Here is a 20,791-nt window from a genome sequence, read left to right as displayed (position 1 = left end):
TGTGAAATGTTTACTAGTCAGTAGCTTGGGGGAGTTTTTCGAAACTCTGGACATGGGACCAGTTACACCTGTTTACTTACTCCCCGTGTGGAGTCCACCACTCCGAGTCGTCCGCAGCGCTCGGTAAGTATGGATCGGTCCCGGAGGATCTCGGGACATCTTGGAGGAGAAAAATGTTCCGCAATCGCCGCGCGGCCGCAATCGCGACCTCTACCGCAATGGTTTTCGCTGGTATGGGCATGACCGCGCTGGAGACCGGTGTCGCTGCCGCCGATGGCACCTGCGCCATCAGCTCGCACGCCGAGAAGAACGACATCAGCACCGTCGGCATCACCATGACCTACGACAAGTCGGTCAACGGTGACTCGATCGGCGTCGGCACCACCGCGACGTACAAGATCGTCGTCGGCACCACGGGCATCGGCAACCCGTACGTCAACACCATCACCGACTACCCGCCGGCCGGCTTCGGCGCGCCGCTCGAGGCCAGCGTCACCGCCTACCACCTGGCCGGTGGCCAGCGCACCGAGGCGGTCACCCCCGAGCCCAACGGCGGCGGCTGGAAGGTCACCAACCCGGGCTGGTTCGTGAACTCCGGTAACCCGGTCACCTACACCATCACCTACCGGGTGCCCACCAACCTCTCCGGTGGTCAGCAGGTCACCAGCGGTGGCATCGGCGTCGCCGGCACCGTCGGCGTCAGCAACAGCCTGCCGAACCTGACCGCGTGCTTCACCGCCCGTCCGAACACCGTCGGCGAGTCCGCCCTCGGCAGCCTGAACAACAACGGCCTGGGTTCCTCGGACGGTCAGACCAGCTCGACCGGTTCGTTCTCCGACATCATCTCGGACGCGATCCGCAAGTACATCGGCAGCTGATCCCCGACCGGGCCGATTCGATCGATAGGAACACCCGTACCGATGCGCACCCGTAAGTCACCGGCACTCACCGCGATTGCGGGCCTGGCGTTCTCGCTGGCCCTCACGTTGTCGCCGGAGGCCATCGGTACGGCCACGGCCGATCCCGCGAATTCCGCGGAATCCCATCTCGTTTCGATCGATCGGCCCGGACAGCGGCAGGAAGAGTTCAAGGTCTATTCGGCCGCCATGGCCCGGGAGATCACGCTCCAGGTCCTCACCGCATTCGACAACAGCGTGCCGCGACCGACGCTGTATCTGTTGAATGGCGCGGGCGGCGGCGAGGACGCTGCGACCTGGTATCGGCAAACCGATATCGTCAGTTTCTTCTCCGACAAGAACGTGAATGTGGTATCGCCGGTCGGCGGTAAATTCTCGTATTACACCGACTGGCAACAGGATGACCCGGCGATCGGCCGCCAGAAGTGGGAAACCTTCCTGACCGCCGAACTGCCGCCCATTATCGACAAGGCGCTGAACACCTCCGGCGCGAACGCCATCGCGGGCGTCTCCATGTCCGCGACCTCCGCGTTGAACATGGCCATCCTCGCGCCCGATCGCTACCGCGCGGTCGCCGCCTACAGCGGCTGCGCCTCCACCGCCGATGACAACAGCCGCAAGTACATTCAGATGGTGCTCGACCGCGGTGACGCCGACTCCCGCAATATGTGGGGTCCGCCCGGCGACCCGGACTGGGCCCGGCACGACGCGGTGATCAATGCCGAGAAGCTGCGCGGCAAGGCGCTGTTCATCTCCAACTCCACCGGATTGCCCGGTCCGATGGACACCCTGGACTCGCCGTCGATCGGCGGTCGCCCGGCGACGCTGGCCAACCAGATCATCCTGGGCGGGCTGATCGAGGCCGCGACCAACGGGTGCACGCATCAGCTCGCCGACCGGCTGGGCGCGCTCGGCATCCCGGCGCAGGTCGAATTCCGGCCCTCCGGAACGCATTCCTGGCGGTACTGGGAGGACGCGCTGCACCGCTCCTGGCCGATGCTCGAGGCCGCGCTTCAGGGCTGATCCGCCGGGTTTGCCGGATGTTGCTGCGCCGGTGAATGTTCGGCCGGAATCGGACGTCTTCGCCCGCTCGCCTGGCACTGCTGACTAGGCCCCTTTATGCTTGTCGGCGGTGTGTCGCTGATCTCGTCGACCAGTTTGTTCTGGCGAACTCATACGGGGCGGTTACCTGGGTTAACCCGGAGTGCACCGGAGTGTCATCCGGCGACCGCACCATGATCGGGAATGCGGGACGCGTGAGATGTCCCGGCACAAGCGTGAACTGGAGCAAGGGTGCGGTTGAAGAATATTGTCGCGGCTGCGGGCGCAGCGGCGAGCGTGCTCATGTCGGGAATCGTCCTGGGCAGCGGTCCCGTTTCGGCGGACCCGGGTTGCCCGCGTCTCTACACGGTTGCCGTCCCCGGCACCTGGGAGACCGGCCACGACAAGGACCCCAAGCCCGGCATGCTGGCCACGGTGACCAATGGTCTACCCGGTGATGTCGACTACGTGACCTACGCGGCGACCGCCTTCCCGTGGGAGGGCGACATCTACGCCGCCTCCAAGAAGGAAGCCGTCGACAACGCCCGCGGTCTGGTCCAGGCCATGGCCGCGCGGTGCGCGGGCACCAAGATCGCCATCACCGGCTACAGCCAGGGTGCCGACGCCGCAGGCGATCTCGCCGCCGAGATCGGCAGCGGCCACGGCGTGGTGCCGCCGGATCGCGTCGCGGCCGTCGCGCTGATCTCCGACCCGCGGCGTTCGCCCACCGACGCCCAGATCGGTCCGTTCGCCCCGGGCGCGGGCGCGGGCGGGCCGCGCGCCGGCGGCTTCGGTTGGGTCAGCGACAAGGTGCGCACCGTGTGCGCCCTCGGCGACCTGTACTGCTCCACCGAGGAGACCGACTTCGTCACCCGCTTCGCCGGCTTCCTGGCGCAGGCGACGAACCCGAACAACTTCAACCCGTGGCAGACCCAGCTCGAGTTCGGGTCGATCCTCAATGACCTGATGGCCCAGGGTGGTTTCGGCACCCTGCAGGCGCAGCTGGCCGAGGGCGCCGACAGCGAGTACGCGCACCAGCTCGAGCAGTTCTACCGCAGCGGCAAGCACACCAGCTACGGCAGCTACGGCGTCGGCGGCGGCCAGACCGCGCTGACCTGGATGCACAACTGGATCGCGACCAACGCCTGATCCTCGGGTGAGAGGTGCTGCGCCTCAGGACCGCACCGCATCGAAAAGGCCGCTCCCATTCCGGGAGCGGCCTTTTCGGCTGCTTGGGGATCCAGCCGAAGGAGCCGGCTGAGCGTTGGGCAGGGGCCGGTCAGGGCAGGGCGCGTTGCGCGCGCGGCAGCAGGTCCCAGACGTGCCCGTTCTCATTGACGGTGGCGGCGGTGCGGCCACCGGTGCGCGAGTACAGGATTCGGGTGATCGAGCAGTAGTCGATCGGGAAGGTGAGCGGCCGCGCCAGTCCGAGCACGTCCTGCAGCAGCACGTTGATCACGCCGCCGTGCGCGAAGACGACCACGGTGTCGGCGGGCGCGGCGGCCGCCACGATGGCGGTGACGCTGTCGCGCACCCGGGCGACGAACGCATCCCCGTCGATCTGCTCGGGCAGATGCCCGGCCTTGATCCGCTCGTAGGTCTCCTGGAAGTCCCGCTGCGCGTCCTCGATGGGGATGTACATCGGCAGCTCGCGGTCGTATTCGGCGAGCCCGTCCACGATGTCGATGTCGAGCCCGAGCTTCTCCGCGGTGGGCCGCGCGGTCTCGCGGGCCCGCAACTGCGGGCTGCTGACCACCCGCGCGATCCGGTGCTGGGCGAGTGCGGCCGGAACCCGGCCCGCCTGCTCGATACCGAGCGCGGTGAGATCCGGGTCGGCGTGGCCGGATTCGGCCTGGACGCGCTGCGGCTGGGCGTGGCGGACGAGGATCAACTGCACACCCCCCACTCTGCCGCACCCGGCCCGCAGCGCACCCCGGGGGTGCCGGGGGTCAGCCCTTCTTGCGGCGCATCAGGTAGACGATGCCCAGGATCAGGATCACGATGCCGATGCAGCAGACGCCCAGGAAGCCCCAGAAGCTCATGCCGCGCTTGCTGCTGGAGCGGCGGGCGGCGGTGTTCTCGAGGGCGGCGTTCCAGGTGTCGGGGTGGGTCCACACGTGGTGGTCCAGCAGTGTCGCCTGGGTCATGAGATCTAGGTAATGCATGGAGTCCCCAATCGGTGTGGCCGGTGGCCCTCCCGGGCCGACTCCCAGATTAACCGGGGAGACGGCCGCGGGAATCAGGGTTTACCCCGGTCCTGCCGGGTTCAGCTGCCCGCGCCGCGCGGTTTCACCAGCGGGAAGGGCAGGGTTTCGCGGATGCTGCGGCCGATCAGCAGCATGACCACCCGGTCCACGCCGACGCCGAGGCCACCGGTGGGCGGCATGGCGTGTTCGAGGGCCTGCAGGAAGTCCTCGTCGAGTTCCATGGCCTCCGGGTCGCCGCCGGCGGCCAGCATGGACTGTTCGGTGAGGCGGCGGCGCTGTTCCACCGGATCGGTCAATTCGCTGTAGGCGGTAGCCAATTCGACGCCCCAGGCGACCAGGTCCCAGCGTTCGGTGACACCGGCGATGTGCCGGTGCGCGCGGGTGAGCGGGGACACGGAGGTGGGGAAGTCGATGTAGAAGGTGGGGTTCTGGGTGGTGGCCTCCACCAGGTGCTCGTACATCTCGAGCACGAGTTGCCCGGCGTCCCAGCCCAGTTGGAACGGGACGCCCGCCTTCTCGCAGAGCAGCCGCAGGCGTTCGGCGTCGGTGTCGGGGGTGATGGTCTCGCCGAGCGCTTCGGACACGGCCCCGTGCACGGTCTTGACGGTCCAGTCGCCGGAGATGTCGACCTCGGTGAGCACGCCGTCGGGTCCGGGCCGCAACGCCACCATCCCGCCGTTGGCGGCGACCGCGGCGGCCTGGATGAGCTGGCGGCAGGCGTGCATCATGCGTTCGTAATCGCTGTGCGCCTCATAGGCTTCCAGGATCGTGAACTCGGGGTTGTGGCTGTAGTCGACGCCCTCGTTGCGGAAGACGCGGCCCAGTTCGAACACCTTCTCCATGCCGCCCACGCACAGCCGCTTGAGGTACAGCTCGGGTGCGATGCGCAGGTACAGGTCGAGGTCGTAGGCATTGATGTGGGTGGTGAAGGGCAGCGCGTTGGCGCCGCCGTGCACCTGCTGCAGCACCGGGGTCTCGACCTCGAGGAAGCCCCAGCCGTGCAGGCTGTCGCGCAGGGACCGCACCACCGCGCTGCGCTTGGTCATCACCTCGCGGATGTCGGTGTTGATGGCCATGTCGACGTAGCGCTGCCGCACCCGGGCTTCCGGATCGGAGAGACCTTTCCACTTGTCGGGCAGCGGGTGCAGGCATTTGCCGATCATCCGCCAGTCCTGCGCGAGCAGGGACAGTTCGCCGCGGCGGCTGCGGCCCAGCTGGCCGCTCACCTCGATCAGGTCGCCCAGGTCGAAGAACTGGGTGAACGATTCGCTGCGGTCCGCGCCCACCCGGCCGCGGTCGATGAGCAGCTGGATGTCGCCGGACCAGTCGCGCAGCACGGCGAAGATGACGCCGCCGTAGTCGCGAATCCGCAAGAGCCGCCCGCAGACTCGCACCGTGGTGCCTTGCGGGCAGCCGCGGGCCGCGGCCACGGTGTGGGTCGGCGGATAGGCGACCGGGTAGGCCTCGACACCGGAGTCCTGGAGTTTGGCCAGCTTGTCCATCCGCACCCGCACCTGTTCGGGGCGGCGCTGGCCGTTCTCCTCGAGTTCCTCGGGCGGCAGGTCGGGCGGGCTGCCGTCGGCGTGCAGGCCGGTGACGCCGGCGGGCACCGAGGGCCGCAGACCGGTGTGGGCGGAGGCGTCGTGTTCGCGGCCGAAGCGGGGCAGGAAGCCCTCGGCGAGCGCGCTGGCGGTGGCGACCCGCAGCAGGTGGCGGCGTTCCTCGAACATGGAGAACCGCGGCACCCATTCGGGCTGGTACTTCACATTGGAGCGGTAGAGCGCCTCGAGCTGGTACCAGCGCGAGAAGAACATGAGCACGCCGCGCCACAGCCGCAGCACCGGTCCGGCGCCGATCCGGCCGCCCTCCTCGAAGACCGCGCGGAAGACCGCAAAGTTCAACGAGATCCGGGTGATGCCGTACTGGTCGGAGGTGAGGGCGAGCCGCGAGATCATCAGTTCCATCAGCCCGTTGGGGCCGGTGCGGTCGCGGCGCATGAGGTCGAGGGAGACGCCGGTGCGGCCCCACGGCACGAACGACAGCATGCCGAGCACCTGCCCGTTGGGCGCGACCGCCTCGGCGAGCAGGCAGTCGCCGTCGAGCGGGTCGCCGAGCCGGTCCAGGGCCATGGAGAAGCCGCGTTCGGTCTCGGTGTCGCGCCATTCGTTGGCGCGCCGCATGACGTCGTGCATCTCCTCGGGGGAGATCTCCTTGTGGCGGCGCACCCGCACCGTGATGCCTTGTTTGGCAAGACGATTGGCGGCCTGCCGGACCGGCTTCATATCGGGTCCGGCGAGGGAGAAAGTACGGGTCTCGAGGATGGCCTCGTCGCCCAGGCGCAGCGCGGACAGACCGGCCCGTCGATAGGCGGTGGCGCCGAGCTCGCCGGCGCCCATCACCGCGGGGGCCCAGCCGTACTGGTCGGCGAGCCGGAGCCAGGCGTCGATGGCGTGCGGCCACGCCTCCTTCGGCCCGATCGGGTCGCCGGAGGCCAGGCAGACGCCGAGCTCGACGCGGTAGGTGATGGCGGCCTTGCCGCTCGGCGCGAACACCACGGCCTTGTCGCGGCGGGTGGCGAAGTAGCCGAGCGAGTCCTCGACGTCGGAGCGTTCGATGAGCCCGCGCAGCGCGGATTCGTCGAGTCCGGTGAGCGCGTTGGAGGAGCGCTGCGACCGGAACAGGGTGATCACCGCGCCCAGCAGCGCGATGGCGCCGAACAGGCCGAGCAGCAGGTTCACCGGATGCGGCGGATGCCCGTCGAAGTCCTCGTTGGAGACCAGGATGGTGGCCGTCACCCGCGACACCGCCCACAGCGCGCGCTCGGTGTGGTCGGGCAGGCTGCCGGGGAACAGTTCGACCAGGCCCCATCCGGCGAGGCTGCCCACGGCCAGTCCGCCCGCGAGCACGCCCAGTGCCCGCCACACCGCGCCCTGCTGCACGTGGGTGTAGAACTCCGACCAGGACGCGATCAGGACGCCGATCACCGCGATGTGGATGATCAACGCCACCAGGGCGTTGATGTCGCCCTCGGAGGCGAAGTCGAGGGCGTTGGCGAGCGCGAAGGCCGCCATGTAGCCGACCAGCAGCCACCAGGCGATGCGTTTGCGGCTGGCGGTCGCGCCCGCCAGCAGGCCGATGACCAGGGCCCACACCAGCGAGGTGTCGGGCGCGTCGAAGTAGTAGGTGTCGACGAAGTGGCGCAGGTGCGTGGTCAGGTAGCGCAGCCCGGGCGAGATGCTCCAGGCGAAGCAGAGGACCGAGAAGATGCCGAGCGCGGTGCCGGCGAGGTGCGGCAGCTCCCGCAACCGGCCGTGCCCGCGGTGCGGCACCTCCGGGGACCGCGGCTCCGGTCTGTGGTCGGAGTCGGGGTGCGGCCGGTCCTGCGTGGAAGTCACCGCACCAGTGTGAATGTTGCCCGTACCCATGTGCACTCAGAACCCGGTTCGTGTCTCGTCGCCGCGGTGCGGCTGGTGGCGGAAACCGCGGTGCGGCGGGTGGCGGAAACCGCGGTGCGGCCGGTGGCGGTTACCACCGCGGGGCGGCCGGTGGCGGGGGCGCGGTTTGGTCTCGCGGCGGCCGCGGGTGAGGATGTACCCATGTCGGATACATTCGATGTCCCGATCGAGGACGAGGTCATTCGACTCGGCCAGTTCCTGAAGCTGGCGAACCTCATCGATTCGGGTTCGGAAGCCAAGACCGTTATCGCCCAGGGCCTGGTACGTGTCAACGACGAGGTGGAGCTGCGCCGCGGACGGCAGCTACACGCCGGGGATGTGGTGGCGTTGGCCGGGCACAAGGCTCGGGTCACCAGCGGCTGAAGGCACACGGGTTCCCATTGTCGGGGGTTCCGGGCTTCAGCCGCTGAGAGCTTCCCGAGAGTCGGCCTAGTCTTCGCTGCGAACCACGACGCCGTCATGGTCGCTGTAGAGCATGTCGCCGGGGACGAAGCTGACGCCGCCGAATTCGACCGTGACGTCCTTCTCGGCGTTGCCCTCCTTCTGGGTGCTCTTGCGCGGGTTGGTGCCGAGCGCCTTGATGCCGATGGGCATGGTGCGCAGCACGGCGGAGTCCCGGACCGCGCCGTTGATGACGACGCCAGCCCAGCCGTTGTCCACGCCGCGGCCCGCGATGATGTCGCCGACCAGCGCGGTGTGGATGCTGCCGCCGCCGTCGACGACCAGCACGCGGCCCGCGCCGGGCTCGCCGAGGGTCTGCTTGACCAGCAGGTTGTCCTGGAAGGTCTTGATGGTCACGATGCGGCCGGCGAAGGTCTCGCGGCCACCGAACTGAATGAACTGGGTGTCGCAGCTTCGGATCTCGGGGCCGATCTCGTCGGCTAGGTCGGCGGTTGCCACTACGTTCGTTGATTCGGTCACGAGAACTATCTTGTCAGGGCGAATATCCGCAAGTCACGGGCGGTGCGATTGCGGTAGGCGGTGTACGCCTCGGTGGTCTCCTCGAAGCGTTCGAAGATCACCCGCTGGTGGTCCTCGTCGGTGACCAGGGCGGCGGTGACGGGCAGGTGCTGGCCGGCGATGGCGACCTCGGCGGCCGGGTTGGCGAGCAGGTTCGCGGTCCAGGCGGGGTGGTGGGCCTGGCCGAAGTTGGAGCCGATCACGTACAGGGTGTCGCCGTCGTGCACGTAGAGCAGCGGGGTGGTGCGGGGCGCGCCGGACTTGCGGCCGACGGTGGTGAGCAGGATGACGGGCGCGCCGATCGGGCCCAGGACGGTGTATTTGCCGCCGCTGCGTTCGATCACCCGGCGATCGAGCGGGGTCAGCTTGCGGATGACCAGTGATCCGAGCTTGGTGGCGGCGAACGGGCTGGCCAGCCGGGACAGCAGATTGGTACGGGAACCCCAGATCCGTTCCGGGAACTGCTCACTCATACCGCGACAATAGTGCTCCGTGACCGGCCGTGCCGGGGCTCCGGTCGGCTGCCCCCGGGCCGGGGGTGATGCGCTTCGCGCTCGCTCCGCGATCTATCTACAGGAATGAATCAACCGCTCAGTCGGATTCTCGGGCGCATACTGGCGACCACCCGGTGAATCCAGGTCGGGGGAGGCATGTACGTGGAACCGGTGATCGACTCCGATGGCGTCGACGAGATCCGATCTCTGCTGGCGTCGACCATCGCCCGGTTCCAGGCCGCCTGGGAAGCCGCGGGCGCCCCGCCGAACCTGGTGGAATTCCTGCCCCGCGCACCGCAACTGCGTCGTGTCGCGTTGATCGAACTGATCAAGGTGGACCTCGAATACCGCTGGATCCGCTACGACTTCCCCAAACGCCTGGCCGAATACCGCGGCGAGTTCGACGAATTGCGCTCCGGCCCACTGCCCCCGGACCTGGCCTACGAGGAGTTCCACGCGCTCGAGCGCTCCGGCGTCGCCCTCGACATCAGCTGCTACCCGACCGAGGCCGCCCCCACCGAATGGGCCGAGCACGACTACCGCAGCACCCTGATCGCCCGCCCGCAGGCCCAGCACGCGCTGGAGGGCATCGAGGTCGGCGACCGGATCGACGATTTCGATCTGCTGGTGGAATTGGGCGCGGGCGCATTCGCCCGGGTGTTCCTGGCCCGGCAGCGATCCATGCAACGCCTGGTGGCGGTGAAGATCTCGCAGAATCACGGCACCGAGTCCGAGACCCTGGCCCAGCTCGACCACGAGCACATCGTGCGTGTCTTCGATCAGCGGCTGCTGGCCGACCGGGAACTGAAACTGCTCTACATGCAGTACCTTCCGGGCGGCACGCTGTCGAAGGTGCTGGGGCTGGTGCGTTCCCGGGAACCGGCCGAACGGAACGGCGGCATCCTGCTGGAGGCCGTCAACGCGGCCATGCGCGACAAGGGCGGCCTGGTGCCCGGCGAATCCGCCACGCGCACCGAGCACGCGGCGCGGACCTGGCCGGAAACCGTTGCGTGGCTGGGCGCCCGGCTGGCCCGCGCGCTGGACTACTCCTCCGCCAACGGCGTCTTGCACCGGGACATCAAGCCCGCCAACGTGCTGCTCACCGCGGACGGCAGCCCGAAGCTGGCGGACTTCAACATCAGTTTCAGCACCCACGTGGCGGGCGCGAGTCCGCTGGCCTACTTCGGCGGCTCCCTGGCCTACATGTCCCCGGAACAGCTGGCCGCCTGCCATCCGCACCTGCCGGAGACGGCCGAGGCGCTCGACGGGCGCAGCGATGTCTACGCCCTCGGGGTGGTGCTGTGGGAACTGCTCACCGGCCGCCGCCCCTTCGACGACGAGACCCGCGCGGGCGATTCGGAGTCCTCGCTCGAGCGCATGCTGCGACTGCGCCGCCACGAGGTGGATCCGGTCCATCTCGAGGAGTTGCCGCCCGACTGCCCGGCGACCCTGCGCCGGGTGCTGCTGAAATGCCTGGCCCCCGACCGCGAGAACCGCTGGGCGGACGGCGCGGCCCTGGCCCAGCAGCTGGAGCTGTGCCTGGACGAGCGGGCCCGCGATCTGGTGGATCCGCCCGAGCGCAGCTGGCGGGCCCGGGTCGGTCCGTGGTCGCTGCTGGCATTGATCACGGTGGCCAGCCTGGTCGGCGACGCGCTCGGCATGGCGTACGCGAATCTGCACAACCATCCGCTGTGGGCGCTCTGGTTCACGCCCGAGGAGCGGGCGCGGTTGCAGGTGGTCGGCAATGCGCTGGTATTGATCTCGACGCCCGCGGCCATCGCGGTCACCAACTACCTGTGCCGCCGGGCCTTCATCGTGTGGCGTGGTCTGCGCCGGGGCCGCACCTACGATTCCGCGGCCCTGTCGCTGGCCCGCCGGGACACGTTGAAGAACGGTGACCGGGTGGCCTTGCTGGCCTTCGCGTGGTGGGTGCTGGCGGCCGTGGTGTCGGCGGTGTCGCTGGCCGTCCTCACCGACCTGTCGCCGGGCCGGATCGCGAATCTGGTCGCGACCCTGCTGGTTTCGGGTGCGATCGCGGTCGCCTACCCGTTCTTCGTGGTGACCTTCTTCATCGTGCGCTGTTTCTATCCGCGGCTGCTCACCCACGGCGAGACGGCCGAGGATCGGGACGCGCTGCGCGCGCTGGGCCGCCGCTGCACCCGCTATCTGGCGGTGGCCGTGGCGATTCCGCTGGTCGGGGTGATCGCCAGCCTGATGTTCCTCGACACGGGGGAGGTGGCGCTGGTGCTGGTCCCGATCTACGGCCTGTGTGTGGCGGGCGTGCTCGGCTTCCTCGGCGACTACTGGCTGTTCCGTCAGACCGAGGCCGACCTGCTGGCCTTCGAGCGAGCGGTCAGCTGAAGTAGATCCACCCGAAGACCAGCATCCACATCGCGCCCACCGCGAGCCCCGCGATCGCGAATCCCCGATCGTCGCGGCGTTCGGGTTCGACGGTGAGCGCGACCAGGCCCAGCACCACCGCCGGAACCGCGGTGAATCCGCACAGGAATCCGAACACTCCGAGCACGAACGCGGCGATCCCCATCCCCTTCGACCGCGCGGGCCGCGGCGTATAGGGCGCGTAATACGCGGGATATCGCATCGGGGTGACCGGTTGCCACGGCAATCCGCTCATCACCCGGTCGATTTCCCCGCAGGTCCGCGCGGTGAGCGCGTGCCCGATGCGTTCGGACAATTCCTCGACCGTGATCCGCCCGGCCTGAAAACTCTGCTTCAGCGCCTCGATCGCGTGTTCCCGATCGGCATCACTCGCCAGGAATTGCGGTGCCGCCCATTGAGGTTCCATCTGGTTCTCCATCGAACCCGAAGCCGATTATCACTGCTTTCGAGCGTATTCCTCGCGGCGGTCGGGGGGTTCGAATCGAGACCGGGGACACAGGGTCAGGCGCGGCCGTGGCGCTGTTCGTAGGCGGTGCGGTCGGCGGCCTCGCGGGCGCGGCGGTCGGCGTCGGCCAGGGCGGGGTCCAGGCCGTTCTTGATGAGCCGATTGCGGCGGAAGACGTAGGTGAGGGCCGCGGTGAAGTAGATCAGCGGCAGATACAGCAGGGCCATCATGGCCAGGCCCATCCACAGCGGGCCGGGGATGAGCAGGAACAGGCACAGCACCGGGATGATCGGGATCAGGATCCGCAGCAGGTAGCGGCGGGTGGCGCCGGGTCCGGTGAGGTCGCGCAGCACCCAGTCCCGCATGGACGGCGGGAGGGGCCGGCCGCAGATGTAACCGAGGCGCTGCAGCGGGCTGGGGGTGGTGCGTTCGGACATGCGCCCAGGATCCCTCAGGGGGCGGGCGGCGGACAACCGCGGGGGGTCGGCGGCTCTGACGACCCGTGGACTGGATCAGGCGTTGGTGCGGTCCGGCTCGGCGTCGGCGCGCTCGGCGTGGAAGGCCGAGACCTGGCTGACCAGGTTGCCGGTGGAGCTCTTCACCGCGAGCTTCACGAAGGGCTCGATGGTCTTGCCGAGGATCTTGCCCGCCAGGCCGCCGGGAACCCGGTAGTCGACGATGGCGTCGATGGTGCAGGATTCGGCGCCCTTGTCGTGGAACAGGAAGGTGGATTCGATTTCGAAGCCCTTGATGGATTTCACCGCGATGGCGTATCCGGGCTCGTGCCGCACGATCTTGATGGTGGAGTGCAGCGCGATCGGCCCGAGCTGAATGGTGCCGTCGAAGGTGGCGTCCACGCCCTCGATCTGTTCGGTCAGCGGCGTGAAGGCGCTGATCTCATTGATGAATTTCGGCAGGTGCCGGTAATCGTTGACATAGGCGAAGGCGGATTCGGCCGAGGCGGCGCAATCCGCGACGATCTTGACTTCTGTCATGGGCGCAACTGTAACGTGTTCTAGTTTTTGTCGCAGGGGTTGTGATGCATGCCATCTATCACGCGGTCACTGCCAGCGTCGCGGCCAACCCGAACACTAGCGCCATCACCAGCACTTCCACAATCGCGCGCCGCAGCGACTGCTCCGCCGTCATCCGGTGATCGGCGGCCTTCGGCACCCAGCCGCGCCGCCACCACCAGCCCAGCCCGATCAGCACCGCCACCAGCACCGTCTTCGCCAGCAGGATCCGCCCGTACCCGGTGGTCACCAGGGGACTCACCCCGCCGATCCGCACCAGCCCGTTCACCAGCCCGGTGACGGCCACCGTGACCACCAGCGGCAGCGCCCAATTCGAGTATTTCGGCAGCAGCGTCGCCCATTCGCCGCGGGTGCGCACGGTCAGCGCCAGCGCCAGCAGCAGTCCGAACCAGGCCGCCGCGGCCAGCGCGTGCACCGCCGCGAGCACCGACCCGAAGGTCTGCTGCGACATATGCCCGGTGATGGGCCGCAGCGCCAGCGTCACGGCGGTGAAGACCAGCACCAGATCCGCGGTGGCCCGATCCGGTCGCCGGAAACCGAAGGCGCTGTAGGCCGCCACCACCCCGGTCCCGATGAGCAGCGCGATCCCGATCTGCCCGCCGCTCACGTGCGCGAGATAGTCGCCGAACTGGGTCCCGCTCAGCCGCCGCGCCCGAATCCCTTGCACCTCCGCGGCTTCCAGCACGAGCATGGCGAATTCCATGACCGTCCACGCGGCGGCGGCCACGGTGAGCGCCCGCCAGTGCGGGGTCAACCGGTCCGAGAGCCGCGGCAACGCCGCCAGCCCCAGCACGGTCGCCCCCGCGCAGTCCGCGAGCACCCGGACCGGGGCCTCGGCCTGCACCGGATCCTCGGCGGCCAGCGCCCAGGCCAGCCCGGCCCCGGCCAGGGCGGCCGGAATGACCAGCAGCAGTAGCCATCTCGGTGAGCTGCCACCGCCGGTCGTCCCGCGCTCCCGGCGACGATCGATGCGGCCGGGCCGGTTCACGAGCGCCGCTTGCCCCGTCCACCGAACAGCGCGAAGGCCAGGCCGCCGCCGAACAATGCCACCGCGCACACGATGAAGATCCACAGCGGCACCCCGCCGTCGGAGCCGCCCGACTTGGCGCCGGCGTCCGACTTCGGGCCCGGAGTTCCGTTGCCCGCCTTGGTGAGCGTGAACGACCGGGTGCCGCTGACCGGGTGCCCGTCGGCGGAGGTGACCCGGTAGGCGATCTTGTACTCGCCCACCGGACCCAGTTCGCCGACCTCGACGCTGAGCGTCGCGCCGTCCACCTTCGGCTGCCCCTTCGACCACAGATTGCCGTCCGGCCCGGTGACCGTCATGGACGGGTAGGCGGGCTGCAGGCTCTCGTTGAAGGTGACGCTGACCGTCGCGGGGGAGGTGTCGATCTGCGCGCCGTTCTCCGGGGAGGAACCCACCACGGCCGAGTGCGCGCCCGCCACACCGCCGCCGAGCAACGCGAACAGGGCGACCAGCAGGCCGGTGATCAGACCGGCGACCTTGCGGCTCATGACCGCCGTCCCCGGATGACGCTGCCCAGGCCGAGCGCCGCGCCCAGCGCGCCGAGCGCCAGGCCGACGCCGCCGAGCCAGCGGGCGGTGTCGTCGGTCGCCTTGTCGCCCTTGTCCGCGTCGGCGGCGGGCGCGTCGTCATCGTGGCCGGTGCCCTTGGCGAGGGTGAGGGTGGGGGCCGGATGCTCGGGCTCGGTGCCGTCGGCGTTCGCGGGCTGGTTCCAGTCCACGACCTTGCCGTCGCTGTAGGTCTGGCTGGCGTTGAAGCTGACCTTCGCCTGCTCGGGCAGCGGTCCGAGGGAGACCGCGAAGCGCTGGAACTGCCCCGGCGCCACGCCCGGGTTGCCGGGATCGGCCGTCCAGGTGACCGATACGGCCTGGCCCTGCGCGTTCTTCTCGACCTTGGCGGTCCAGCCCGCGATCGGCTCGGTGCGCGCGCTCTTCAGATTCGGCAGCGTCACCGAAACCTTGGTGGTGGAAGCGGTATCGGACTCGGTCGGCACCCGGAAGGTCGCGACCGTGTAGCCCTTCTGGGTAGCGCCGGGAGCGTCGACCACCACGTGCGCGGCGGCGATGCCCGCGCCGGACAGCAGCAGCCCCGCGGCGGCCGCCGACGTGATCAGGGCACGCGAAAGAGAGGTGTTCATGGATGTATTGCCTTCTCTGACAATGGTTACGGGAAGCTGGGGAGCGGGGTTACGCCGTGACCGGGGGCGCGCGCGGTCCGGCCGCGCCCAGTGCGAGAAGGGTTTTCGAAGTGGGGGAGTGGTGCGCCGGGCGCAGCCGGGCGACCCGCGCGGGCGGCCCGGCGGGGCGGATGAGCGCCACCCGGACGGCCCGGGAGATCAGTTCGTAGAGCCGCTCGGCGACCAGGATCCCGAACGCGCAGACCAGGCCCGCGACCGCGTGCGCGAACACCATCGGCCCGTGCGCGGTGAATTCCATTGCCCGCGCGGCGTGCCCGTGCTGCACCAGGCCGCTCAGCGCGACGTGGCAGACGGGCTGGCCCGCCAGCATGAGCAGCGGCAGCGCGGCGGGCGGACGCAGCACGGCGGCGATCGCGCCGAGCGCTGCCGCCGCCAGCATCAGCAGCATCAGCCCGGAGGCGCCGGGGTAGCCGCCGCCCGCGAACCCGTGCGCGCCGACCGCCAGGGCGGCCATGGCCACCCCGGCCGATCCGCCGCGCACCGAGCTCATGGGTGACTCAGCGCACGCCGAGCCGGTTGAGCACGTCGGCCTCGATGCCGGAGAGCTCGTTGGAGATCGAGGCGTGCACCGCGCGGCGGCGCGGCACCGGCATCTGGGCGGCGGTGCGGACCGCCGCGGACAGGCTGTCGAGCCGGTCGCGGCTGGCGGCCACGAACTTCTTGGTCTCGGTGTCGGTGTGCTTGGCCTCGATCTCGGCCAGCGTCGACTCCACGGCCGCGATCCGGGCCTGCAGCTTGGCGCCCGGCCCGGCGAACTCGCCGAGCTGGTCCAGGCCGACACCGAGCTGCTGGGCGCGGCGGGTGTCGAGCTGCCCGCGCACGAAGGTGGCGCCGCGGTAGGCGAGCGGCGCCAGCACCGGCACCAGGATCCGGGCCACGCCCAGGTACTTGCGGATCGAGGCCGCGCTGAACGGGTCCCGTTCGGCGCGGGCGGCCACCTTCTCGGCGGCCTTCTCCTCGGCCTGCAGCTTCGCGATCTCGGCCTTGGCGACCTGCTGCTGCGTGCGCGCCTCGGCACGGTTGCGCTTGCGTTCGTTGCGCGCCCCGAGCTTGGCCTCCATGCCGGCCTTGTGCTTGAGGGCTTTCGCCTCGGCTCGGCGGCTGACCCGCTTCTTGCGCTTGGTGAACAACCCCATTGATGGCCTCCGTCATGCTGGTTCGCCATGGCAGTACAGGGCCGGGGGAAATGCCTGTCCGCCCATGAAACGCAGTGTGCGAATCACCCTAACGGGTGGGTTCCCGCCGGAGCGAGCGCCTGGCGGAAACAGGGCGGCCCGCCGACCCTGTCGGGGGATGAGGCCATACTGACTGGCGTGTATTCGGGCATCGGTGACCATGGCGAGCGGACGGCGTTCGTGGACGCGCGCGCGCTGATCGGGTGCCGGCACCGGCTTTTCCTGGACGCCACCCATCCGGGCGTGTTGACCGGAGTCGCCGAGGACGCCGGCGTGCAGCAGCGACGAGAAGCGGCGGCCGCGCACAGATCTCAGGTGCGCGACACGCTGGTCGCCGCGGCGCCCGAGAGCTGGACGGTGATCGATCCCAAGCAGCCCGCGACCGCGCGGGCCGCCGCCACCATGGCCGCCATGGCCGCGGGCGCCGACCGCATCTGGGGCGGGCTGCTGCCGCAGGAGGGCGACACCGGCCGTCGCGGCGGCTGCGAAATCCTGTGGCGCGACGCCGATCGCGGCGGATACCGCCCGGTCATCGTGGTGAACCACAAGGTGACCGACCCCCGTCAGCCCGACCCGGCCGACCACCACCCGGTGACCAGCGGCCTGTACGAGTGGAATCCCCAGGAGGACAGGCACGTCCGCACCCGGCCGCAGCCGCGGGACCTCCAGCGCCTCGCGCACCTGTACCGCATGCTGCAGCGGCACGGCCTGGCCAGCCCGGGCCTGACCGGCGGCGCCATCGGCTACCACTTCGACCGCATCCTGGTGCACGACCTGGCCCTGCTGCTGGACGACTACGACATCCGCTACGCCGACCGCATCGCGGTGGTGCGCGGCGAACTCCCCACCGTCCCTTCGAAAGTCCCCGAATGCCGTCAGTGCCCCTGGTGGGGCCGGGCCCCCGAGGAGGGCGGCCGCAGTTGTGAGCAGTGGCTGGCCGACCACCGTGACGTGAGCCTGGTGGCCCCGGGTTCGCGCGCCGAGGTGCTGCGCCGCCACGGCGTCGAGACCATCGACGAGCTGGCCGCCTGGAGCGGCGACGACCCCGACGACTGGCAGTACGAGCCGTTCACCGAGGCCGTGGTCACCGCCCGCGCCTGGGCGACGGGCGCGCCGCTGGTCCGCCGGGTGGACCGGGTGCGGGTGACCCGCGCCGACGTCGAGGTGGACGTGGACCTGGAGAGCTTCCAGGAGCACGGCGCCTACCTGTGGGGCACCCTGCTCGACGGCGTGTACCGCCCGTTCGTCACCTGGGATCCGCTGCCCACCGAGGACGAGGGCCGCTCCTTCGCGGAGTTCTGGACCTGGCTGATGGGCGTGCGCGCGCAGGCCGCCGCCGACGGTAAATCCTTTGCCGCCTACTGCTATTCGCGCACCGCCGAGGACAAGTGGCTCTACGAGTCGGCGCGCCGGTTCGCGGGCCGCCCCGGCGTCCCCACCGAGCGGGAGGTGCAGCGGTTCGTGGACGGGCCGCAGTGGGTGGACATGTTCCAGGCGGTGTCGGAGCAGTTCATCTGCCCGAACGGCAAGGGCCTCAAGAAGATCGCGCCGGTCGCGGGCTTCCACTGGCGTGACGCGGAGGCCGGCGGCGAGGCGTCGATGGCCTGGTACCGCCTGGCCGTCGCCTACGACGGCGGCGAACCGGACCTGTCGCAGCGCACCCGCATCTTCGAGTACAACGAGGACGACTGCCGCGCGACCCAGGTGCTGCGGGACTGGATGACCGACCGCGCGAACGCCGAGGTTCCCGCCATCGCCGACTTCGACCGTCGTAATATCGCGTCGTGACCGAACACGTCGAACACCTGGAGTTTCAGGCCGAGACCCATCAGCTGCTGGAGCTGATGATCCACTCGGTGTATTCGAACAAGGACACCTTCCTGCGGGAATTGGTCTCCAATGCCTCCGACGCGCTGGACAAGCTGCGCCTGGAGACCTTCCGCGACAAGGACCTGCACGCCGACACCTCGGATCTGCACATAGAGCTCGAGGTCGACCGCGACAACCGCGTGCTCACCGTACGCGACAACGGCATCGGCATGTCCCGCGCCGAGGTGGTGGACCTGATCGGCACCCTCGCCAAGTCGGGCACCGCCGCGCTGCGTCAGCAGCTGCTGGAGGCCAAGGCCGGCGACCAGCAGGCCGAGGAGCTGATCGGCCAGTTCGGCATCGGCTTCTACTCGACCTTCATGGTGGCCGACAAGGTCACCCTCACCACCCGCAAGGCGGGCGAAACCACCGGTACCCGTTGGGAATCGGAGGCCGGCAGCCCCACCTACACGATCGAGGAACTCGACACCGCCCCGCAGGGCACCGCGGTGTCGCTGCACCTGATGGCGTCCGACGAGGACGATCACCTCTTCGACTACACGCAGGAGTGGAAGCTCCGCGAAATCATCAAGAAGTACTCGGATTTCATCGCCTGGCCGGTCCGGATGGACGTCGAGCGCACCGTCATGGAGGGCGACGGCGAGGACAAGGTCGAGAAGACCATCGTCGAGACCCAGACCCTGAACTCCCAGAAGGCGTTGTGGACCCGCCCGCGCAGCGAGGTCACCGACGAGGAGTACACGGAGTTCTACAAGCACGTCGCCCACGCCTGGGACGATCCGCTCGAGATCATCCCGATGAAGGCCGAGGGCACCTTCGAATACCAAGCGCTGCTGTTCATTCCCTCGCACGCGCCGTTCGACCTGTTCACCCGCGAGCACAAGCGCGGCGTGCAGCTCTACGTGCGCCGGGTGTTCATCATGGACAACTGCGAAGAGCTGATGCCGGAGTATCTGCGCTTCGTGAAGGGCGTGGTCGACGCACAGGACCTGTCGCTCAATGTGTCCCGCGAGATCCTGCAGCAGGACCGCCAGATCCAGATGATCCGCAAGCGCCTGGTGAAGAAGGTGCTGTCCACGGTCAAGGATCTGAAGAACGCCGAGGACCAGGCCAAGTACCAGGAGTTCTGGCGCGAGTTCGGTCGGGTGCTCAAGGAGGGCCTGCTCTCCGACGCCGACAACCGCGAGACCATCCTGGGCGTCTCGTCGTTCGCGTCCACGCACTCCGAGAGCGAGCTGACCACGCTGGCCGGGTATGTCGAGCGCATGCCCGAGACCCAGTCGGCGATCTACTACATGACCGGCGAGTCCCGGCAGCAGATCGAGAACTCGCCGCACATGGAGGCGCTGCGGGCCAAGGGCCTCGAGGTGCTGGTGCTGACCGACCCGGTCGACGAGATGTGGGTCGGCTCGGTCACCGAGTTCGAGGGCAAGCCGATCGTCTCCATCGCCAAGGGCGAGGTCGACCTCGAGACCGAGGACGAGAAGAAGGCCTCCGAGCAGCTGCGCGAACAGCAGGAGAAGGACTTCTCCGGTGTGCTCGGCTGGCTCCAGCAGACCCTCGACGCGGAGGTCAAGGAGGTGCGCCTGACCAACCGGCTCACCACCTCCCCGGCCTGCATCGTCGGCGATGTGTTCGATTTCACGCCGATGCTGGAACGCATGTACCGCGCCTCCGGCCAGGAGCTGCCGCACAGCAAGCGCATCCTGGAACTGAACCCGGACCACGCTCTGGTGACGGGACTGCGCGACGCGTACGCGCAGGTGTCCGGCGACGAGGACAAGCCGCTCGCCCTCACCGAGACGGCCGAATTGCTCTACGGCACCGCGGTTCTCGCCGAGGGTGGGGAGTTGAAGGACCCGGCGCACTTCGCCCGGATCCTCGCCGATCGGCTCACCCGCACGCTCTGACCTGGCGCGCCGGATCGGGTCGTGGCGGCGTCGCCGCTACGTTCCCGATCCATAGCGAGCGGGAATCGGTCATGCTCAGCCGGGTCTGGATGTGACGGTGCGCATGCTCGGCGATTTCCGGGAACTCGCGGCGGGGGCGTACGTTGTATGTCTTGGTCGTAAGTTTTTCGTGTTCGTGTTTCAACATGCTCGCGCGGAACAGTGTGCGGGCGTTGCTTCACCTTGCCAGTCAAGTTGCAAGCCGCCTTCTGATCGACCCGGGTGTCGCAGCCGCGACGCCCACGCAATAAAAAGAAACACCTCGTCAGGAGAAGGTAATGGTTCAGGGCACCGTCAAGTGGTTCAACGCGGAGAAGGGCTACGGCTTCATCGCCCGCGAGGACGGCCCCGACGTTTTCGTCCACTACTCGGAGATCGAGGGCAACGGCTACCGTCAGCTCGAGGAGGGCCAGGCGGTCTCGTTCGAGATCACCGAGGGCAAGAAGGGCCCCCAGGCGGCCGCTGTTCGCCCGCACTAAGGGAGACTCCCCCGCCTCCCCGAGACTTCAGCGCCCGGCTGAGAGCCGTTGACCGCACTGTATGCGGGCCGGCGGCTGGGTGCCACACCGATTTTGGGGGTACCCCCGGAGTTGCCCGGAACCTTCCGAGATCAGTTCTCGCGGATTCGATAACAAGATTCAAGGCCCCGCACTGAATTCAGT

Annotated in this window: 21 protein-coding genes; 8 read left to right on the top strand and 13 right to left on the bottom strand. The window is 69.0% G+C overall.

Annotated features, from left to right (window positions below; all coding sequences use genetic code 11):
- Positions 1 to 218: 218 nt before the first annotated feature.
- The 3 genes from ACFV4K_RS25290 (at position 219) to ACFV4K_RS25280 (ending at position 3,107) form a co-directional block, all read left to right on the top strand.
- A complete protein-coding gene (locus ACFV4K_RS25290) occupies positions 219 to 878 on the top strand; it encodes a hypothetical protein (protein WP_379278199.1) in 660 nt (219 codons plus the stop codon).
- A gap of 42 nt (positions 879 to 920) precedes the next feature.
- On the top strand, positions 921 to 1,940 hold the full coding sequence (locus ACFV4K_RS25285; protein ID WP_379278198.1) for an alpha/beta hydrolase: 1,020 nt from the start codon (positions 921 to 923) through the stop codon (positions 1,938 to 1,940).
- A gap of 270 nt (positions 1,941 to 2,210) precedes the next feature.
- Positions 2,211 to 3,107, top strand: a complete 897-nt coding sequence (locus ACFV4K_RS25280) for a cutinase family protein (RefSeq protein ID WP_379278197.1) — start codon at positions 2,211 to 2,213, stop codon at positions 3,105 to 3,107.
- A 130-nt stretch (positions 3,108 to 3,237) separates the two neighbouring features.
- Here ACFV4K_RS25280 and ACFV4K_RS25275 read toward each other — a convergent pair whose 3' ends face one another.
- The 3 genes from ACFV4K_RS25275 to lysX all read right to left on the bottom strand — a co-directional run bounded on the left by ACFV4K_RS25275 (position 3,238) and on the right by lysX (position 7,590).
- A complete protein-coding gene (locus ACFV4K_RS25275; RefSeq protein WP_379278195.1) occupies positions 3,238 to 3,855 on the bottom strand; it encodes a histidine phosphatase family protein in 618 nt (205 codons plus the stop codon).
- 52 nt (positions 3,856 to 3,907) lie between these two features.
- Positions 3,908 to 4,105 (bottom strand): hypothetical protein, encoded by a 198-nt coding sequence (locus ACFV4K_RS25270; protein ID WP_357088413.1) that lies wholly within the window; start codon positions 4,103 to 4,105, stop codon positions 3,908 to 3,910.
- A 119-nt stretch (positions 4,106 to 4,224) separates the two neighbouring features.
- Entirely contained in the window at positions 4,225 to 7,590 is a 3,366-nt protein-coding gene (lysX, locus tag ACFV4K_RS25265; protein WP_379278194.1) for a bifunctional lysylphosphatidylglycerol synthetase/lysine--tRNA ligase LysX, read from the bottom strand.
- Positions 7,591 to 7,761: 171 nt separating this feature from the next.
- Here lysX and ACFV4K_RS25260 point away from each other — a divergent pair, with 171 nt between their 5' ends.
- A complete protein-coding gene (locus tag ACFV4K_RS25260) occupies positions 7,762 to 7,983 on the top strand; it encodes an RNA-binding S4 domain-containing protein (protein WP_379278192.1) in 222 nt (73 codons plus the stop codon).
- Between the two features lie 66 nt (positions 7,984 to 8,049).
- On the opposite strand, the gene rraA is transcribed toward ACFV4K_RS25260, so the two are convergent.
- The gene (rraA, locus tag ACFV4K_RS25255; RefSeq protein ID WP_357088408.1) at positions 8,050 to 8,541 is read right to left on the bottom strand and encodes a ribonuclease E activity regulator RraA; all 492 of its coding nucleotides are present in this window, start codon (positions 8,539 to 8,541) and stop codon (positions 8,050 to 8,052) included.
- A 5-nt stretch (positions 8,542 to 8,546) separates the two neighbouring features.
- Positions 8,547 to 9,053 (bottom strand): nitroreductase/quinone reductase family protein, encoded by a 507-nt coding sequence (locus tag ACFV4K_RS25250; RefSeq protein ID WP_379278190.1) that lies wholly within the window; start codon positions 9,051 to 9,053, stop codon positions 8,547 to 8,549.
- Between the two features lie 177 nt (positions 9,054 to 9,230).
- On the opposite strand from ACFV4K_RS25250, the gene ACFV4K_RS25245 reads away from it, so the two are divergent.
- Positions 9,231 to 11,435 carry a serine/threonine-protein kinase gene (locus ACFV4K_RS25245; RefSeq protein WP_379278189.1) on the top strand — a complete coding sequence of 735 codons (2,205 nt, stop codon included), beginning with the start codon at positions 9,231 to 9,233 and terminating at the stop codon, positions 11,433 to 11,435.
- On the opposite strand, the gene ACFV4K_RS25240 is transcribed toward ACFV4K_RS25245, so the two are convergent.
- The 8 genes from ACFV4K_RS25240 to ACFV4K_RS25205 form a co-directional block, all read right to left on the bottom strand.
- A complete protein-coding gene (locus ACFV4K_RS25240; protein WP_379278187.1) occupies positions 11,428 to 11,880 on the bottom strand; it encodes a DUF1707 and DUF4190 domain-containing protein in 453 nt (150 codons plus the stop codon). The two genes, ACFV4K_RS25245 and ACFV4K_RS25240, sit on opposite strands and share 8 nt — an antisense overlap.
- A 95-nt stretch (positions 11,881 to 11,975) precedes the next feature.
- On the bottom strand, positions 11,976 to 12,356 hold the full coding sequence (locus tag ACFV4K_RS25235; protein ID WP_379278185.1) for a DUF5313 family protein: 381 nt from the start codon (positions 12,354 to 12,356) through the stop codon (positions 11,976 to 11,978).
- A gap of 75 nt (positions 12,357 to 12,431) precedes the next feature.
- Complete coding sequence (locus tag ACFV4K_RS25230; protein ID WP_379278183.1) at positions 12,432 to 12,914, bottom strand: SRPBCC family protein; 483 nt, start codon at positions 12,912 to 12,914, stop codon at positions 12,432 to 12,434.
- A gap of 58 nt (positions 12,915 to 12,972) precedes the next feature.
- On the bottom strand, positions 12,973 to 13,941 hold the full coding sequence (locus ACFV4K_RS25225) for a copper resistance D family protein (RefSeq protein WP_379278181.1): 969 nt from the start codon (positions 13,939 to 13,941) through the stop codon (positions 12,973 to 12,975).
- On the bottom strand, positions 13,938 to 14,468 hold the full coding sequence (locus ACFV4K_RS25220; RefSeq protein ID WP_379278180.1) for a copper resistance protein CopC: 531 nt from the start codon (positions 14,466 to 14,468) through the stop codon (positions 13,938 to 13,940). The genes ACFV4K_RS25225 and ACFV4K_RS25220 overlap by 4 nt, the downstream gene beginning before the upstream one ends.
- Entirely contained in the window at positions 14,465 to 15,115 is a 651-nt protein-coding gene (locus ACFV4K_RS25215; RefSeq protein WP_379278178.1) for a YcnI family protein, read from the bottom strand. The genes ACFV4K_RS25220 and ACFV4K_RS25215 overlap by 4 nt, the downstream gene beginning before the upstream one ends.
- A 49-nt stretch (positions 15,116 to 15,164) precedes the next feature.
- Positions 15,165 to 15,665 carry a hypothetical protein gene (locus ACFV4K_RS25210; RefSeq protein ID WP_379278176.1) on the bottom strand — a complete coding sequence of 167 codons (501 nt, stop codon included), beginning with the start codon at positions 15,663 to 15,665 and terminating at the stop codon, positions 15,165 to 15,167.
- A gap of 7 nt (positions 15,666 to 15,672) precedes the next feature.
- Positions 15,673 to 16,311 (bottom strand): DUF6474 family protein, encoded by a 639-nt coding sequence (locus tag ACFV4K_RS25205; protein ID WP_379278175.1) that lies wholly within the window; start codon positions 16,309 to 16,311, stop codon positions 15,673 to 15,675.
- Between the two features lie 177 nt (positions 16,312 to 16,488).
- On the opposite strand from ACFV4K_RS25205, the gene ACFV4K_RS25200 reads away from it, so the two are divergent.
- From ACFV4K_RS25200 to ACFV4K_RS25190, 3 genes are all read left to right on the top strand, one after another.
- Positions 16,489 to 18,138 (top strand): TM0106 family RecB-like putative nuclease, encoded by a 1,650-nt coding sequence (locus tag ACFV4K_RS25200; RefSeq protein WP_379278173.1) that lies wholly within the window; start codon positions 16,489 to 16,491, stop codon positions 18,136 to 18,138.
- Complete coding sequence (htpG, locus tag ACFV4K_RS25195; protein ID WP_379278172.1) at positions 18,135 to 20,090, top strand: molecular chaperone HtpG; 1,956 nt, start codon at positions 18,135 to 18,137, stop codon at positions 20,088 to 20,090. The genes ACFV4K_RS25200 and htpG overlap by 4 nt, the downstream gene beginning before the upstream one ends.
- A 317-nt stretch (positions 20,091 to 20,407) precedes the next feature.
- Positions 20,408 to 20,608, top strand: coding sequence for a cold-shock protein (locus ACFV4K_RS25190; RefSeq protein WP_033085228.1), 201 nt, complete (start codon positions 20,408 to 20,410; stop codon positions 20,606 to 20,608).
- The last annotated feature ends 183 nt before the right edge of the window (positions 20,609 to 20,791 follow it).

It is taken from the genome of Nocardia sp. NPDC059764 (assembly GCF_042732555.1).
Taxonomy (GTDB): Bacteria; Actinomycetota; Actinomycetes; order Mycobacteriales; family Mycobacteriaceae; genus Nocardia.
Note: the sequence above shows the minus strand (reverse complement) of the source record. Positions and strands in the feature narration are given on the sequence as shown.